The following is a 16,896-nucleotide window of genomic DNA, read 5'->3' on the forward strand; positions in this document are numbered from 1 at the left end:
ACCGAAGAAAAATTTGCACAAAACTTGCACAAAATCTGCACAAGAGGCACTTTAACACAATTAATTTATTTAATTTTTATTAACTCTCTTAAACAGAAAAACCTTGAAATATCGCGTATTTTCAAGACACATTTTAATTCGATTTAACTTATTTTATGTATTTAACTCACTTGTTTTTCCCCTTTCTATTTTGACAGGGTAGAGGTTGCGCACTTCGAGCCCAGTCGGAATCTCAAGTGAAGCCCGAACTCGAAAAGGAGAGTTCGGGTTTTTTGTTTTTTAAACGCTGTTTTCGCAAAAATTATTGTTTTTAGATATGATGCTTTCCGTCCTTTTTTGATGAGGTATGAAGTTTTTATGATAGAATTTAACATAACAACTTTTCCAGTTAGGGGAATGGATACTATGAAAAAATCCATAATTGCTATATTATTCATCGCGGCAATAATTTTCGGATGGAATTGGTATTCCAAACAAAACATACATAAGCCAATTCCCTTGAACAACGTTGAATCGGTTGTTTTATGGGGAAGTGGAATTCCAGAAAGTCATCAAGGTCGAAAGGCAACGAAAGATGAAGTTTCTCAAATAATTGAATGGTTTAATTCTGTTAAAGATATACGAGTAAATGAAAATTTTGCAGGTGCTACTCCTGATGCAGGAATCCGAATTACTCTCAAGTCAGGTGAACAGACTACCATTATCGATTCCTTGCAAATAGTCTTGGAAGCGGTATTTTTTCGTAATCCATCGCTCCTCGACCAATTTCCAGTCTTCGATCTCTTGTAAAAGAGATTGCACTTCCTCATCAGTTAATCGCATTACTGTTTTCCTCCTTGAGTTTTACACCATAATGCTGATTTAGCAAAATCTTTTAACATGTTCGAGATTATCGGAAGAATTTCCTGTGTTTTGAAATAAATCCTTATAAACGTGTTCCATATCAAATGAAACATAATTCCTTTTATTGCTTTGTACGGTCAATTTTACTATTTTTCATTAATCCATAAATTGTTAATAAAACAAAAAATACACATAAGGCTAGAAAAGTAATGCTATAGCCTATCTCATTTTCGATGTATTTGTCATAAGCAAACATACCCATCACAATTGAATTGATAAATAGGTTCAATAGTACCAATGGGTGAATTTTTGTATCCATTGTTTTCCACCTCCGCACTATTATCCTACCATATTTTTTATTTTTTTCGTATCAATTTAGAGGATTTGGTGTGTCTTTGGCGGAGGAATAAGTGAAAAAAAGATAAAAAATGATATAATTAATAAGGATTTAAGTTCTACGATTATTCAGTGGAATGTTGATTTAATAAGGTTTTAAAAGCTTAAAACCTTTAAAAAATAATCAATTCGATCTTGAAAAGGTAGAGGAGTTTCATTGGTTGGAGGATCTTCGATGAGATTTAAGCGACAAGAGCCGTTTCGCTATCAATTTGGTCAACCTATCCCGTGCACGTTTCGCATTACTCGAATTGGTGACAGAGAAGTAAAAACGGACAAAGGATTAGCGGAAATTCATGATATTAGCCCAAGAGGGGTAAGAATCGAAACGCATTTAAACATTCCAGTTGATCCGGAAAGACGGCCGATTGAAATTGAAATTTCTTTCGTGCTTGTTGAAGAAGAAATTCGTGTACGAGGTATATTTGTTTGGAAGAAACCTTTTGCAAAAGAGTATCAATATGGAGTCAACTTAACCATTTCTGAGGATCAAAAAGAAAAATTAATTAGCGAAATCAAGAAATTTGCTGCTGTTAATGGTAAAAAATAAAAATGAAAGAAAGGCTTGTTTTAGAAGAGAAGCCTCTTCTGAAACAAGCTTTTTTAGTTCATAAAAAATTCATTGACTAACTTGTATATACAAGTTAAAATGATATCGACTTGTATATACAGGTTACAAAAAAGAGAGCAAGAAGGAAGCTTCTTTTTATTTTTCAAAAAATGAAAACGATTACGGGGAGGCATTGATCATGAGTGTGAATAGGCAATCTGTTGAGCAAATTGTTCAAGCGGTTGGCGGAAAAGAAAATATTGTGGCAGCGACACATTGCGTTACACGTCTCCGTTTTGCCTTAAAAGACGAAGGGAAAGTGGATAAAGAAGCGCTTGAAAAGATTGATATTGTTAAGGGATCGTTTTCTGCTAATGGTCAGTTCCAAGTGGTCATTGGTCAAGGATTGGTTGATAAAGTTTACAACGAAATGATTGAAATGACTGGAATTGGGCGAGCAACCAAACAAGAAATTAAAGATGCTGCGGAGAAAAATTTAAATCCGTTGCAGCGAGCAATCAAAACATTAGCGGATATTTTTATTCCGATTTTACCTGCGATTGTGACAGCCGGTTTGTTGATGGGAATTAACAACATTTTGACGGGTCCTGGGATCTTTTATGAAGGAAAATCGTTTGTTGAGGTTCATAAAAATTGGCGAGATCTTGCCGACATGATTAACTTGATCGCCAATACAGCATTCGTCTTCTTACCAGGATTAATTGGTTGGTCCGCTGTAAAGAAATTCGGCGGAAGCGAACTTCTTGGAATTGTTCTTGGTCTCATGCTTGTTCATCCGGCTTTATTAAATGCATGGTCTTATGCTTCTGCGGTGCAAGAAGGAACCGTTCCATATTGGAATTTATTTGGATTTGACGTTCAAAAAATCGGTTATCAAGGACAAGTTTTACCGATTCTTATTTCTTCTTATGTGCTAGCAAAATTAGAAGTTTTCTTAAGAAACCGAATTCCAGAAGCGTTTCAATTGTTGCTTGTCGCACCAATCGCTTTATTGTTGACAGGATTTGTTTCCTTTATTGCGATCGGTCCGATTACGTTTGGAATTGCAAACGCTTTAACGGATGGATTAGTTGCTCTTTTTGATCACTTTGCCGCTTTAGGTGGCCTTGTTTATGGCGGATTGTATGCCGTGCTAGTCGTAACGGGAATGCATCATACGTTTTTAGCTGTTGACTTGCAATTAATTGGAAGTACCGGCGGAACATTTTTATGGCCAATGCTCGCGTTATCCAATATCGCACAAGGTTCTTCTGCATTAGCGATGATGTTTGCGACAAAAGATGAAAAATTAAAAGGATTGTCGTTTACATCTGCCGTTTCGGCGTATTTAGGAATTACAGAACCAGCGATGTTCGGTGTAAATTTACGTTTCCGTTATCCGTTTATTTCTGCATTAATCGGTTCAGCGATTGCGGGTATTTTCATCACAATCAATAAGGTAAAAGCATCTTCGATCGGTGTTGGAGGATTACCTGGATTCCTTTCAATTTTCCCAGAAAAATGGGTACCGTTCTTTATCGGAATGGCGATTGTGTTAATCGTGCCATTTACGTTAACATATGTATTTGCAAAAATGAAAAAGAATTAAGGCGGTAAATTGATTTTGCCGCCTTCCCATTTTTACAACATGAAATTTTGGTGGTGAAGAAGGTGGAAAAGATGAAACATCCTTGGTGGAAAACAGCAGTCGTTTATCAAATTTATCCGAAAAGCTTTAAAGATACGACAGGAGATGGAATCGGCGATTTACGAGGAATTATTGAAAAACTAGATTATTTAAAAACGTTAGGAATCGACGTGATCTGGCTAACTCCGATTTATAAATCTCCGCAGCGCGATAATGGCTATGATATAAGCGACTATTACGCAATTCATGAAGAATACGGAACGATGGAAGACTTTGAAGAGCTTTTAGAAGAAGCGCATAAACGGGGAATTAAAATAGTCATGGATATTGTTGTGAACCATACGTCTACGGATCACGAATGGTTCAAGCAAGCTCGAAGCTCAAAAGATAATCCGTATCGTAACTTTTATATTTGGAGAGATCAACCAAACAACTGGCAATCAAAATTTGGCGGTTCCGCTTGGCAGTATGATGAAAAAACAGGACAGTATTATTTGCATTTATTTGATGTGACGCAAGCGGATTTGAACTGGGAAAACGAAGAAGTAAGGAAAAAAGTATACGAAATGATGCATTTTTGGTTAAAAAAAGGAGTCGATGGATTCCGGCTCGATGTCATTAATCTAATTTCCAAAGATCAACGTTTTCCTGATGACGACGGTTCTGTTCCGCCTGGAGACGGACGAAAGTATTATACAGATGGTCCGCGCATTCACGAGTTTTTGCAAGAGATGAATCGCGAAGTATTCTCTAAATACGATATGATGACAGTCGGGGAAATGTCGTCTACAACGATTGAGCATTGTATTAAATATACAAATCCAGAGCGTAAAGAATTAAATATGACGTTTAACTTCCATCATTTAAAAGTCGATTATCCAAACGGAGAAAAGTGGGCTATTGCCGACTTTGACTTTCTGAAGCTAAAGAAAATTTTATCCGAATGGCAAGTAAAAATGAATGAAGGCGGCGGATGGAACGCCCTTTTCTGGTGCAATCACGATCAACCGCGAATCGTTTCCCGCTACGGCGATGATGGAAAGTATCATAAAGAATCCGCTAAAATGTTAGCCACAACGATTCATATGATGCAGGGAACACCGTATATTTACCAAGGCGAAGAAATCGGAATGACGGACCCAAAATTTGAACGAATTGAAGATTACAGAGATGTCGAATCATTAAATATGTACAACATATTAAAACAACAAGGAAAAAGCGAGCGGGAAATTATAGAGATTTTAAAGCGAAAATCGCGCGATAATTCCCGTACCCCAATGCAATGGGACGATAGTGAACATGCGGGCTTTACAACGGGCACTCCTTGGATTTCCGTCGCGAACAATTACAAAGAAATTAACGTTCAAAACGCTTTAAAAGATCCAACGTCAATTTTTTACCATTATCAACGATTGATTCAATTGCGAAAACAATATGATATTATCACAACAGGCAATTATCAACTTATTTTAGAAGATCATCCAGAAATTTTCGCGTATCTTCGAAATGGCCAAAATGAAAAGCTATTAGTGATTAACAATTTCTACGGAAAAGAAACGATATTTGAATGGCCAAGTGAAATCGATATCAGCGGTTATACAAGCACCATTTTGCTTTCAAATTATGAAGACTCTCCAGAGGATTTCAGCAAGATCATGTTGAGACCTTACGAATCCATCGTTTATTACCTAAGAAAATAGTGGTACAATATTTGTTGGTGATAAATAATGGGAGAAAACAAATATTTATCGATCTACAACGATCTTTTATCGAAGATTAAAAACGGAATATTTCAATCAGGGATGAAACTTCCATCCGAAAATCAGCTGGTCGAACAATATGGAACATCACGTGAAACGATTCGAAAGGCGTTAAACTTGCTTTCCGAACATGGATATATCCAAAAAATTAAAGGAAAAGGTTCGATTGTTCTGGATGTCGGCAAGTTTGACTTTCCTGTTTCAGGACTGATCAGTTTCAAAGAACTTGCCCAAAAAATTGGAAAGCCATCTAGAACCATTGTTTATGAATGTGATCTCGTTAAACCAGATGAAAAGCTCAAAAAACATCTTCATGTGACGTCTAAAGATGAAGTATGGAAAGTGATTCGCGCGCGTGAAATCGAGGGGGAACGAATTATTTTAGATAAAGATTTTTTTAACAAACAGTTTGTTCCTTCTCTCACAAGGGAAATATGCGAGGATTCTATTTATGAATATCTGGAAGAAGAACTTGGAATCAAAATCAGTTTTGCCAAAAAAGAAATTTCTGTTGATGAATGCACAGAAGAAGATAAAAAATATTTAGATTTGAAAGGATATACCCATGTTGTTGTCGTGAGAAATTACGTATATTTGGATGATGCAAGCCTTTTTCAATATACGGAATCAAGACATCGATTAGATAAATTCCGATTTGTTGACTTTGCTAGAAGAGAGCATTTATAAACAGAAAATCCGTGGTTTTTTGCCACGGATTTATTTTGTTTCACGATGTAACGTGTAGCGTTTTAAACGAGGAGAGTATTTTCGTAACTCGAGTCTCTCCGGGTTATTTCGTTTGTTTTTCGTTGTAATGTAATTTCGATCTCCTGTTTCTGTGCATTGTAAAATAACCTTTACGCGCATCATGTTTCCTCCTTATTTTAAGAAAAGCGTAATCATTACGTTTTAAATCATATCTTAATGCATGTTCCTCGTCAAGAAAAGAGTCGGAGAAGAAGATTCTCCGACTAGATAAGTTGATCTTTCATAAATTGTGGTAAAGAGAAACAATGTTTTAATACTTCTTTGTTGACATATTTCGCTTCTTTATCAAACGTTTCAAGACGCTCGAATGATACCGGTATTTTCGCGCCAATGGTGAAGCTCCATAAGCCACCAGGATAGGTTGGAACTGTTGCTGTGTATACATGAACGTGAGGGAAGAGTTGGCGAATGTTCGCATATGTCTGTTTTAATACATTCATATGGAAAATTGGTGATTGGCTTTGGCATACCATTAATCCGTCATCTTTTAATGCTCGATGAACGCTTTTATAAAAATCATATTCAAACAATACTTGAGCAGGACCGATTGGATCTGAAGAGTCGATAATAATGACATCATAAGTGTTGACGTGATCTTTAATGAATTGGACACCATCTTTGTATATATATTGAACACGTGGATCAGAAAGATTTCCTGATACTTCTGGCAAATGTTCTTTACATGCGCGAACAACGAGTTCGTCAATTTCGACAAGGTGAATTTCTTCTACTTCTGCGTATTTTGTTACTTCACGCGCAGCCCCGCAATCTCCTCCACCGATAATCAATACTTTTTTAGGCGATGGATGAAGAGAAAGAGGGACATGTGAAATCATTTCATTATAGATGTGTCCATCGATTGAAGTTGTTTGTACGACTCCGTCTAATACAAGCATTCTTCCGAAGTCGTAAGAATCTAAAATCATAACGTGTTGAAAAGGAGATTTTTCTGAATAAATAATTTCCTTAATGCGATAGCTGATTTTTAAATTTTCACGCTCATCTTCTGTTAACCATAATTCTCCGTTTTCTTTTTTTATGTAGCTTGGTAATAATTTGTTTTCCATTGTTTCCTCCTTTGTGAATGTTTTATCATTGTAACCTTTTCTATATTAATATATTTCCTTATCCTTTGGCAAAGGTCAGAATTTTTTGATGATTGATTGAAAGAGAACGCTTTAGCTCACCTTTATTATACAACAACGATCAAACACAGATAAAAAAACTTGAAGAGATTCGTGAAGAATATCTAAACGTTATTTTACCATGAATGAATAAAGTGTAGCTCTTAGAGAAAGTTAGAACAGCATTTTTAGAAATTGCAACAGTTATTTTTAAAGCAATCGCTTACAAAAAAGAAGTAGTGACATTTGTTTTAACATTTACGTAAATGTGTTGAAAAATAAAGAAGGCAGGAGTATGTTATATAACGTAAAATGTGAAAGGTGTCACAAAAATATATAGAAAGAGAAGTGACGGAGAGATGGAAGCAGTACAAAAATGTAAAGAACTAGCTTTGAAAAAACGTGCCATTTTAGAACAATCGCTTATTCAATACATCATTCGTGCAGCATTAGCAGGAGTATATATTGGTTTTGCGCTCGTACTTTGCTTGCGAATCGGGGAATTTTTCCGTGAAGCGAATTCTCCTGCGACTTATTTAGTCAGCGGAATTTTCTTCGGAATCGCGTTAGTGTTCATTATGTATGGTGGAGCAGAGTTGTTTACGGGCAATACGATGTACTTTACGATTAGTACATTGCAAAAGGAAACGACGATCAAAGACACATTAAGCAACTGGCTGGCTTGTTATAGCGGAAACTTGTTAGGAGCCGTCTTTTTTGCTTTTCTGATTGCTCAATCAGGTATATTTGAACATATTCCGAAAGAACATTTATTGTTTGCGATTGCAGCAAAAAAAATGCATGCGACCACCATGCAACTATTTATTAAAGGAATTCTTTGTAACTGGCTTGTATGTTTAGCGATCTTTATTCCAATGCAAATGAAGGAAGATATCGCTAAAGTCATCTCCATGATTTTAATTGTTTTTGTCTTCTTTGCTTCTGGATATGAACACTCCATTGCGAATTTTGTTCTTTTTTCAATCGCATTAGCGGTTCCACATCCAGCAACAGTGAATTTAGCAGGTGTGATTCATAATATTATTCCGGTGACATTAGGAAATATTGTAGGCGGAGCTCTATTTATGGGAGCGTTATATACGTATTTAACGTCTCCTAAAACAGAGTTTGTTTCATCGAATAGAGGTTTCTTTAGTTTTCAAAAAGGGAAAATTTTAAACAAATAAGGTCGGGAATAGTTCCCGATCTTTTTTTTGTTTGTTATAATAAAAGGCATTGATTATTCCGAATTTTTTAGAAAAAGGTGGTCGTTATGAGTGAATTCCGTAAAAGACGCATTCAATCATTTTTAGAAAAACATCAAGATCGTGCCCGCTTGCTTATTTCTTGCCCGGATCAGCCTGGGATTGTCGCGGCTGTAACGAATTTTTTATATGAGCGCGGCGCCAATATTGTGGAGTCCAATCAATATTCAACAGATCCAGAAGGCGGAACATTCTTTTTGCGCATTGAGTTTGATTGTCCACATATTCGCGTGAGAAAAGAAGAGATCGAGAATGAGTTTTCTCCTATTGCTGAACGCTTTTCGATGGATTGGCGCCTTAGTTTGCATACGCATCTTAAAAAGATGGCTGTATTTGTTTCGAAGGAGGAGCATTGCCTGTTAGAGTTGTTATGGGAATGGCAAGCGGGAGAGCTGTTGGCCGATTTCGCCTTAGTGATCAGCAACCACGAACATATGCGCGAAACGGTTGAATCATTTGGCATTCCGTATTATTACATACCAGTCACAAAAGAAACAAAACAGGAAGCGGAACAACAACAAATCGCTTTATTAAAGCAATACGATATTGATGTCATCGTTCTTGCACGCTATATGCAAATTTTATCTCCGTCTTTCGTTGCTCAGTTTCCTTCGAAGATTATTAACATTCATCATTCGTTTTTACCGGCATTTATTGGCGCGCGTCCTTACGAACAAGCGTATCGCCGCGGGGTGAAATTAATTGGAGCCACTTCTCATTACGTAACAGATGATTTAGATGAAGGACCGATTATCGAACAAGATGTGGAACGCGTGGATCATAAACATCATGTAGAAGATTTGAAGCGCATCGGACGCATTATTGAAAAAACCGTTCTTGTTCGTGCGCTAAAGTGGCATTTACAAGACCGAGTCATTATTCACGGTAACAAAACGATCGTGTTTAAATAATTTTGGATCGCTGAAAAGGAAAGTGTACTGTATAACACGCTTTCCTTTTCTAAATTTCTGAATTTACAAATAAAACTATGTTCTAAATAAAAAATGAATAAAATTAAAAATGTTCAACTATAATGGAAGATGTAAGAAGGAATTTTCTAAAGAAACGAGGAATTAGTAAACAATTTATAAGGAGGAGAGAGCATGGGCGAAAAGAGAAAGTCAAGCGGGTTTTTGCTAAAACAAAGAGCATTTTTAAAATTATATTTAATTACGCTGACAGAACAAGAACGGTTATATGGATTAAAATTATTAGATGTGCTTCGCGAAGAGTTTAAACCATTTGGTTATCGTCCGAATCATTCAGAAGTATACAAAGCCTTGCATGATCTAATTGAAGACGGAATTTTGACCCAGGTGAAAAAGAAAAAAGAAGGCATGAAATATCAAGAAGTAGTTTATTATCGTTTTACAGAGGAAGGATATAAAAAAGCACAATTGTACAAACGGCAGCTAAAAGCGGAATTAGATCGATGTGCAGCGCTCATTCGCAAAGCTATTGAAGATAATTTCAGTTGAGAGATGGATCGCTTGACAAAGCTTTAAATTTTATTTAGTATACTAATACGGGTATATAAAAGAGGAAAAGGAGATCGGAATAAATGAAATATGATAACCAAGTAAAAAATCGTTTAAAGCGGATCGAAGGACAAGTTCGTGGCGTATTAAAAATGATGGAGGAACAAAAGGATTGTAAAGAGGTTGTCGCACAATTATCAGCGATCCGCAGTGCAGTAGATCGAGCGATCGCGGTTGTTGTGAGCACAAATTTAGAATACTGCATCCGACAAGATATCGAAAACGGTTCGCATGAAAGTGAAAAATTAATCCAAGAGGCAGTAGAATTACTTGTAAAAAGTCGTTAAAATTGTGCGACTTCCTCTCTTTTTCCTTTTTGCTTTGTTTACATAATATTTTTATGTTCAACAATTCGTTTGTTTGCACAAAATCCAATGTTTTTAGTAGAATACGTAACGTGTGTATAAAAGATTGAGAGAAAGGGTTGGCAATATGACATTGGAATTTACATCACTGCAATTGCCGAAAGAGATTGAAGAGATTGTCGCTAAAAGAAAAGAAATGTTCGCAAATGATGCGGATCGGTATTTAATCGGAAAAGAAGGATATACTCCATCTGACTCGGCTATTCTTTACGATGCGATTGTTGCATTAGCGTTAGGAAAAAACGTGCTGCTAAAAGGTCCAACAGGATCAGGGAAAACAAAGCTCGCAGAAACGTTATCAGCGATTTTTGGACAGCCGATGCATAGCATTAATTGCTCCGTTGATTTAGATGCGGAGGCGATGCTCGGTTTTAAAACCATTGATCAAAAAGCGGGACAAACGACGATCGAATTTGTTCCTGGCCCTGTTATTCAAGCGATGACAAAAGGTCATTTGCTTTATATTGATGAAATTAATATGGCAAAACCTGAAACGTTGCCGATTTTAAACGGTGTATTGGATTATCGGAAAATGATCACGAATCCATTCACAGGCGAAGTCGTGAAAGCAAAAGATACGTTTGGAGTCATTGCGGCGATTAACGAAGGGTATGTTGGGACGGTCCCGCTTAACGAAGCGTTAAAAAACCGTTTTGTCGTGATCGAAGTTCCTTATATCCAAGGGGAAACATTAAAACAAGTGTTGCGAAACGAAACGAAGCTAACAGACGAAACATTGATTGATCGATTCGTTGCACTGTCTTCAGATTTGATTACACAAGTGAAAAATGGTTATGTTTCTGAAGAAGCCGCTTCTATTCGCGCGCTCATCGATACATGTGATTTAGCCGTTTACCTTCCGCCGCTTCGAGCGATTGAACGAGGAATTATTGAGAAGTTAGAGGACGATCGCGAAAAAGCGGCTGTTCGCAATATTGCTGAAACACTCTTCGATGAATGAGGGTTGTTTTATGAATCGTTTTATTATGTTTAATGATAAAAAAATCGATTCTTTTTTGTTTATGGAACTGTCTGATTTAGCCAAAACGTTAACGAAAGACGATCAGTTCGAAATCGAATTCGGTTACCAGTCTTATATCGATCTTCCTCAAAAAAAGATTATGGTTAGTCATTTTTGGGATGACCGGCCAGATGAAGATAAAATCAATGGTTTTAAAAGCGATATTTTTTTGCGGGCGATTGGAAACATGAATCACACAAACTTTGATGAGGTCGCTCGCTTGATCGAAGAGGCTAAAAAAACAACCATTTCAAGTTTTTCGAAACAATTGTTTATTCTGATGGAGGATTTGCGGTTAGAAGAAATTTGCAAAAAAGAGCGGCCTGGTACAAAAAAGGCCTTCTCTATACGAAAGAAAGTGTATCGCCGTTATTTTCAGAGCCAGTTAAATGTGAATTTAGTAAAAGGGATCTATACAGATGCTTTGTTCAATAGTTTGTATTTGTTATTAACGGCTGAAACGCCGCTAGAAGAGGTGCCGATATTCCCTGATGATATTCATTTAGCAATGCCGTTTATCCAGCGGGAATCAACTAAGATATACGATGCGCGTTCAACAAAAGAGGTTGTGGACATTGTATTAACCATCGCAAGTGTCCTAGAAGAAATTCTTGAAACAGATATGCTAAATATGTATTTTCATCTTCCAGAAAGCGTTTATGTTCATAATGGATTGACGATCGATGATTTAAAAAGAAAGGATCCATTAAAAAATAACGATGTGCTTCACAAGAAAGCGGAAGATGAGGAAATTCATGATGAAATTCTTCATACATGGCATCGTGAAACAAGCGATATGACGAAGAGCTTTTTACAATTTGATTTAGAGCAAGGCTCTCAGACAGAACTGTTAGGGGAAGGTGTGCGTCAAGGAGAAGCGGGAGATCAAGCGCTTGGGATTGTGCAAGGATCGGCGCAAAAAACAACACGAAACGATTATTCGCATCTAGAAGCTCTTGAACAAAGACGAGAACATTTACACGGCCATTCGGAATATGAATACGGAAAAGAAAATCGATATGCTTATCCGATTTTTTTACCTGCATCCTCCCCATCTCCTGCTGAAATAAAGGCTTATGAACAAAATCGAGAACTAATTCGACCTTATCAAAAGAAACTAAAGCAAATGATTGAAAAAGTGTTGGAGCATAAAAAAATCTTACCGCGCACAGACTTACATTTCGGACGGCTAAATAAAAAATTGCTTCGCTTTTTCACGGAAGAGCAACCGCGTTTATTTTATAAAAAACATCAGCCTTCCCCGCAATTAGATGCGGTATTTGCTTTGCTGGTCGATTGTTCAGCGTCCATGTATGACAAAATGGAGGAAACGAAACGAGGGATTACATTATTTCATGAGTCTTTAAAATCGCTTTCTGTTCCTCACACCATTGTTGGGTTTTGGGAAGATACGAATGAAGCAACTAAAACCAAACAGCCAAACTATTTTCAAACCGTGATCGATTTTTCTTCTTCGCTTAAAAAATCAAGCGGACCAGAAATTATGCAGCTTCAACCGCAAGAAGATAATCGTGATGGATTTGCGATTCGATTGATGACGGAACGTTTACGCGAACGAAGAGAGAAACAAAAGTTTTTGCTTGTCTTTTCGGACGGAGAGCCAGCGGCCATGGGATACGAACAAAACGGAATTGTCGATACCCATGAAGCGGTCATCGAAGCTCGAAAGCAAGGAATTGAAGTAATCAACGTCTTTTTAGCAAATGGCATGATTACGGAAGAACAACAAAAAACAATTCAAAACATATATGGGAAATACAGCGTTCTTGTTCCAAATGTCGCAGAGCTGCCAGATGTATTGTTTCCTCTGCTGAAGAAGTTGCTGTTATATAAAAAGTTTTAACAAAGAGCCTTTCAAGTCATTGAAGGCTCTTTTCTTTTTATGATCAAAGGTTATGTTATCTCGATGCAACATGATAGAAAAACCATCATTGATGATAGAAAGCCTTGAAAGCGTGGTAGTTCTGCGAGAACGAGTAAAAGAGGGATTTCTTCTGAATAAGTTTGTGTTTTAATTTAGTAGCAAGAGATAAAAAAATAACTACAATAAAGTAAAAGATAGAAAACAGATATTCATCGTTTAAGAAATTTAAGGGAGGCTAGATGAAATGAAAATAGATGATAAAAAGGAAGAGGTCCAAAGAAAATATAGAGAGAAAATACGGCAAGGGAAACAAGGGAAAGAAGATAAAAGTTATCGTAAAGAAGCGTTTATTGTTTCTATTATCTTTATGTTAATTTTTCTGCTGAATTTTTATTTCAAAGCCTTCTAACTAAAATTTTTCATTGAAGCGGCGATACGTATCGGAACAGGGAACGTCTCTGGAGTAGCCATCGCGATTGCAGTTGGTGGTCCAGGCTGAAAACGTTGATGGATTAACGAAGTATAAAATCCTGCATAAACGATAAATGGTGATAAGCTGAACCCCTTGGGCGCCAAGGGGTTGCACTCAATTTTCTTCTTTGGGCGATGCTTTTCTAAAACTGTTAAATGCGCTAAAACCTTCAGGGGCTCATTGCTTCAAATTGGCTAGTTTTTTAGGTTAGAACGGTGATAAAGGGTATCATCTGCTTCTTGATCTAAAGCATTTTGCATGCAGATCGTCGGGTTATTTAATAGATCGATATAATCGCTTAATCGTTTCGATATGTAATGCTTCATGGTAAAAGCTAAACAATAAGGTCTCACCAACTGTGTAAAACGTAATGCCTCCTCGGTTGGTAAATGGAGTTGGCAGTTTTTCATGTAAACGTCCTTGAATAATAAAGTCTTTTATTCTCTTTTTTTGTTCCGTCAAAATCATGGAAATCTCTGCTAATGATGGAGGCGTTCCTTCCCATTCTGCAGGTTTCGTTCCGGCACTGAAAAACTGCTCGTAATCTTTCGGAATGCTCATCTCTTCACCTAAAAGTCCAAAGACGAGCTTTTCCTGTACGAATGCAATGTGACCGAAGTTCCAGCGAATATTGTTGTTAAAACCTTTCGGAATGATATCCGAAATCTCTTCTGGAATTTTTTTTATCGTTTGCTCAGTTATTCCGCGCACTGTTTCCATATGACGAATAATTGTTTGTTCCAAGAAAAACTCCTCCCACTTTTTAAATGATTCTCGTATAACCATTCTTGGTCTTCACGTTCTTTTCCTTTCATATAGAAATATTTTTTATATCCGATTTCTGGTTTCTGGGCTAAAAAACATAAATTCCCTAGTTCTGGTGCAAAAATCAATGATAAACCTTGGACATCCTAACCCTAATCTAAAAAAGAGAGGAGCTGATTCAAAAGCCTAATCAGGTTTTTGAGCCAGCTCCTTTAATTATGTATAGTTCCTGTAATTCTTATGTCTACTTGACAGGACCAAGTTCATAATTAAAAACGTTGCTTTTTTCAGCGGCTAGAGTCGATCATCCTCATACAAATCATAGTACTCACCCTGTTTTTCTTTATCGCCTCTCGTGAAAGGAACAAGTTCAACCCCTAACTCTTCTTCTAATGCTCTAACCTTTTCCCGCTGCTTGTCATTTAAGTCTGCAATAAATCTTTTTTTCATTGCACACACCTCCTACTGTTAGTTTTTTCTATTTTATCAAATCTATGTATGACACTTTTGATAGTGAAGAACTATGTTTAAAGAATCTTGTTGAATTTTTGTTTCACGAAAGGGGCAGGTTAGTTAAACAAGATTCGAAACCATTTTTTCAACTTGTCATTACATAAGAAATTCATCGATGTCTTGTGCCAATTTCATGATGATCAACCTTAACACAACTTTCAAACAACTGTCCTGCCGTGACCCAACAGACGTAGAAATCCGCTATAAAGGCGATGGGAGGGTGTTGCCGAGTGAAAGTATTAGTAAACACGAAAGACCTAAGCCGCGAGCAATGGCTCGAGTACAGAAGAAAAGGGATTGGCGGTTCAGATGTAGGAGCTATTGTCGGTCTCGATAAGTACAAAAGTGCATTCTCTGTTTATTTAGAAAAAATCGGCGCATTATCGTTTGATGACGAGGAAAGTGAATCAGCTTATTGGGGCAAGACGTTAGAAGAAGCAATCGCAGTCGAATTTTCTAAACGGACGAGGTTAGAAGTTCGAAAACGCCACGAACTGCTTCAACACGATACTTATGATTTCATGATCGCAACTTTAGATCGAGAAGTCATTTGTCCCGAAAGAGGAATTGGTATTTTGGAGTGCAAAACCGCTTCCGAATACTTAAAAGATGAATGGGTGGGAGAGAATATACCTGATGGTTATTATCTTCAAGTGCAGCATTATTTAGCGGTTACAGACTATTCTTTTGCCTACATAGCGGCTTTAATCGGCGGAAATAAGTTCATTTATAAAGAAGTTCTGCGGGATGATGAAGTCATCCATTACCTTTACCAACTCGAGTCAGATTTTTGGAATAACCATGTGCTGCCGAAAATCCCACCGCCAATTGATGGTTCTGATTCAAGTACACAGTCTTTGAATGAACTTTATATGCAGTCCACGAATGAGGCAGTTGAACTTTCCACAGAATGTATGGGCTGGATCGAAGAATTAGAACAAATAAAAGAGCAAATCAAGGAACTAGCGTTGAGAAAACAAGAATTAGAAAACAACATTAAATACTTTTTACGTGAAAAGGAAATCGGAACATATGAAGGTGCTGAAATAGTGACTTGGAAAGCCACAAAAAAAGGGCATCGAGTTCTAAAAATAAAAAATTGGAGGGTGAAATAAATGGCTAAGCCAGAAGATATTAAAAAACAACTGGCAAAAAAAGTGAATGCGGTCCAAGAAAAACCGAAAACATTTGGTGAACAATTCAAAAACTATCTAGCTAAAATCGCTCCAAGCGTCAAAACCGTTTTGCCAAAACAATTCGATACGGAACGTTTCTTGCGCATCGCATTAAGCGAGGTTCGGAGAAATCCTCAACTAAGCCAATGTTCCATCGAATCACTCGGTGGGGCAATCATGCAAAGTGCCATTCTCGGATTAGAACCGGGATTGCACGGTTACGCATATCTAGTGCCGCGCTGGAACAGTAAAGCGGGGCGATTTGATGCGGAATTCCAAATCGGCTATAAGGGCTATATTGATTTAGCACACCGCACAGGAAAAGTAGCCTTTATTACGGCAGAAATTGTTTATGAAGACGACTATTTTGAATTTCAATATGGCACGAATCAAAAATTGATTCACAAACCGAATATCGAATCCGAAAAGTACGGCGACCCCGAATACGCCAAAAAATATTATGCGTACATCAAGTTTAAGGACGGTTCGGAACAGTTCAAAGTCATCACGAAAAAACAAGCATTGCGTCACGCCCAGAGGTTTACAACTTCCAAAAACAAAGAAGGTGAATTAGTCGGTCCTTGGAAAACAGATTTTGACGCTATGGCTTTAAAAACGGCAATCAAACTCCTGTTCAAGACGGTGCAGGTAAGTACAGAGTTCCAACAACAGATTGCAAAAGATGAAACGATTGCGAATGATCCGGACAATGTACAAAGCGTGTACGAGGTTATTGATATGGAGCAAACAGAGCAAGAACAAATGCCTAAATAATTAACAGTAAGTAAAAGGAGATATATTTAATGAA

The 16,896-nt window shown here is 37.2% G+C and carries 18 protein-coding genes and 2 pseudogenes; 14 read left to right on the forward strand and 6 right to left on the reverse strand.

From position 1 onward, the window contains the following. Window positions 1–702: 702 nt before the first annotated feature. Both EDD69_RS11390 and EDD69_RS11395 read right to left on the reverse strand, forming a co-directional pair. Window positions 703–822: pseudogene (locus EDD69_RS11390) on the reverse strand (4a-hydroxytetrahydrobiopterin dehydratase); the annotation flags it as partial. 142 nt (window positions 823–964) lie between these two features. Then, window positions 965–1,162, reverse strand: a complete 198-nt coding sequence (locus EDD69_RS11395) for a hypothetical protein (protein WP_132949087.1) — start codon at window positions 1,160–1,162, stop codon at window positions 965–967. Window positions 1,163–1,414: 252 nt separating this feature from the next. Here EDD69_RS11395 and EDD69_RS11400 point away from each other — a divergent pair, with 252 nt between their 5' ends. The 4 genes from EDD69_RS11400 (at window position 1,415) to treR (ending at window position 5,884) form a co-directional block, all read left to right on the forward strand. Further along, entirely contained in the window at window positions 1,415–1,789 is a 375-nt protein-coding gene (locus tag EDD69_RS11400; RefSeq protein WP_132949088.1) for a PilZ domain-containing protein, read from the forward strand. Window positions 1,790–1,988: 199 nt separating this feature from the next. Further along, window positions 1,989–3,398 carry a PTS system trehalose-specific EIIBC component gene (gene treP, locus EDD69_RS11405; protein ID WP_132949089.1) on the forward strand — a complete coding sequence of 470 codons (1,410 nt, stop codon included), beginning with the start codon at window positions 1,989–1,991 and terminating at the stop codon, window positions 3,396–3,398. A 71-nt stretch (window positions 3,399–3,469) separates the two neighbouring features. Then, entirely contained in the window at window positions 3,470–5,137 is a 1,668-nt protein-coding gene (treC, locus tag EDD69_RS11410) for an alpha,alpha-phosphotrehalase (protein WP_132949148.1), read from the forward strand. 27 nt (window positions 5,138–5,164) lie between these two features. Beyond that, entirely contained in the window at window positions 5,165–5,884 is a 720-nt protein-coding gene (treR, locus tag EDD69_RS11415) for a trehalose operon repressor (RefSeq protein ID WP_132949090.1), read from the forward strand. 30 nt (window positions 5,885–5,914) lie between these two features. Here treR and rpmG read toward each other — a convergent pair whose 3' ends face one another. Further along, on the reverse strand, window positions 5,915–6,064 hold the full coding sequence (gene rpmG, locus EDD69_RS11420; RefSeq protein ID WP_066150423.1) for a 50S ribosomal protein L33: 150 nt from the start codon (window positions 6,062–6,064) through the stop codon (window positions 5,915–5,917). A gap of 104 nt (window positions 6,065–6,168) precedes the next feature. After that, window positions 6,169–7,032, reverse strand: coding sequence for a polyamine aminopropyltransferase (speE, locus tag EDD69_RS11425; RefSeq protein ID WP_132949091.1), 864 nt, complete (start codon window positions 7,030–7,032; stop codon window positions 6,169–6,171). A 416-nt stretch (window positions 7,033–7,448) separates the two neighbouring features. Between speE and EDD69_RS11430 the strand changes: the two genes are divergently transcribed. The 8 genes and pseudogenes from EDD69_RS11430 to EDD69_RS11460 all read left to right on the forward strand — a co-directional run. After that, complete coding sequence (locus EDD69_RS11430) at window positions 7,449–8,276, forward strand: formate/nitrite transporter family protein (protein WP_132949092.1); 828 nt, start codon at window positions 7,449–7,451, stop codon at window positions 8,274–8,276. An 86-nt stretch (window positions 8,277–8,362) separates the two neighbouring features. After that, window positions 8,363–9,265: a formyltetrahydrofolate deformylase gene (gene purU, locus EDD69_RS11435; RefSeq protein ID WP_132949093.1), complete on the forward strand. Its 903-nt coding sequence runs from the start codon at window positions 8,363–8,365 to the stop codon at window positions 9,263–9,265. Between the two features lie 192 nt (window positions 9,266–9,457). Further along, window positions 9,458–9,832 carry a replication termination protein gene (locus EDD69_RS11440; RefSeq protein ID WP_132949094.1) on the forward strand — a complete coding sequence of 125 codons (375 nt, stop codon included), beginning with the start codon at window positions 9,458–9,460 and terminating at the stop codon, window positions 9,830–9,832. A gap of 83 nt (window positions 9,833–9,915) precedes the next feature. After that, window positions 9,916–10,179 carry a metal-sensitive transcriptional regulator gene (locus EDD69_RS11445; RefSeq protein WP_132949095.1) on the forward strand — a complete coding sequence of 88 codons (264 nt, stop codon included), beginning with the start codon at window positions 9,916–9,918 and terminating at the stop codon, window positions 10,177–10,179. Window positions 10,180–10,324: 145 nt separating this feature from the next. Further along, a complete protein-coding gene (locus EDD69_RS11450) occupies window positions 10,325–11,218 on the forward strand; it encodes an AAA family ATPase (RefSeq protein ID WP_132949096.1) in 894 nt (297 codons plus the stop codon). Window positions 11,219–11,228: 10 nt separating this feature from the next. Further along, entirely contained in the window at window positions 11,229–13,142 is a 1,914-nt protein-coding gene (locus EDD69_RS11455; RefSeq protein ID WP_132949097.1) for a vWA domain-containing protein, read from the forward strand. Between the two features lie 265 nt (window positions 13,143–13,407). After that, window positions 13,408–13,572, forward strand: coding sequence for a hypothetical protein (locus tag EDD69_RS15400; RefSeq protein ID WP_165871782.1), 165 nt, complete (start codon window positions 13,408–13,410; stop codon window positions 13,570–13,572). A gap of 6 nt (window positions 13,573–13,578) precedes the next feature. Further along, window positions 13,579–13,659 (forward strand): annotated as a pseudogene (locus EDD69_RS11460) (alanine:cation symporter family protein); the annotation flags it as partial. 249 nt (window positions 13,660–13,908) lie between these two features. On the opposite strand, the gene EDD69_RS11465 reads toward EDD69_RS11460, so the two are convergent. After that, the gene (locus tag EDD69_RS11465) at window positions 13,909–14,379 is read right to left on the reverse strand and encodes a DinB family protein (RefSeq protein ID WP_132949098.1); all 471 of its coding nucleotides are present in this window, start codon (window positions 14,377–14,379) and stop codon (window positions 13,909–13,911) included. Window positions 14,380–14,694: 315 nt separating this feature from the next. Then, complete coding sequence (locus EDD69_RS15405; protein ID WP_165871783.1) at window positions 14,695–14,850, reverse strand: hypothetical protein; 156 nt, start codon at window positions 14,848–14,850, stop codon at window positions 14,695–14,697. A 293-nt stretch (window positions 14,851–15,143) separates the two neighbouring features. Here EDD69_RS15405 and EDD69_RS11470 point away from each other — a divergent pair, with 293 nt between their 5' ends. Both EDD69_RS11470 and EDD69_RS11475 read left to right on the forward strand, forming a co-directional pair. Continuing rightward, window positions 15,144–16,028: a YqaJ viral recombinase family nuclease gene (locus EDD69_RS11470; protein ID WP_165871784.1), complete on the forward strand. Its 885-nt coding sequence runs from the start codon at window positions 15,144–15,146 to the stop codon at window positions 16,026–16,028. Then, window positions 16,029–16,862, forward strand: a complete 834-nt coding sequence (locus EDD69_RS11475) for a recombinase RecT (RefSeq protein WP_132949100.1) — start codon at window positions 16,029–16,031, stop codon at window positions 16,860–16,862. It abuts the gene before it with no gap. Window positions 16,863–16,896: the final 34 nt, after the last annotated feature.

The organism is Thermolongibacillus altinsuensis (assembly GCF_004341205.1).
In the GTDB taxonomy this organism is placed as follows: Bacteria; Bacillota; Bacilli; order Bacillales; family Anoxybacillaceae; genus Thermolongibacillus; species Thermolongibacillus altinsuensis.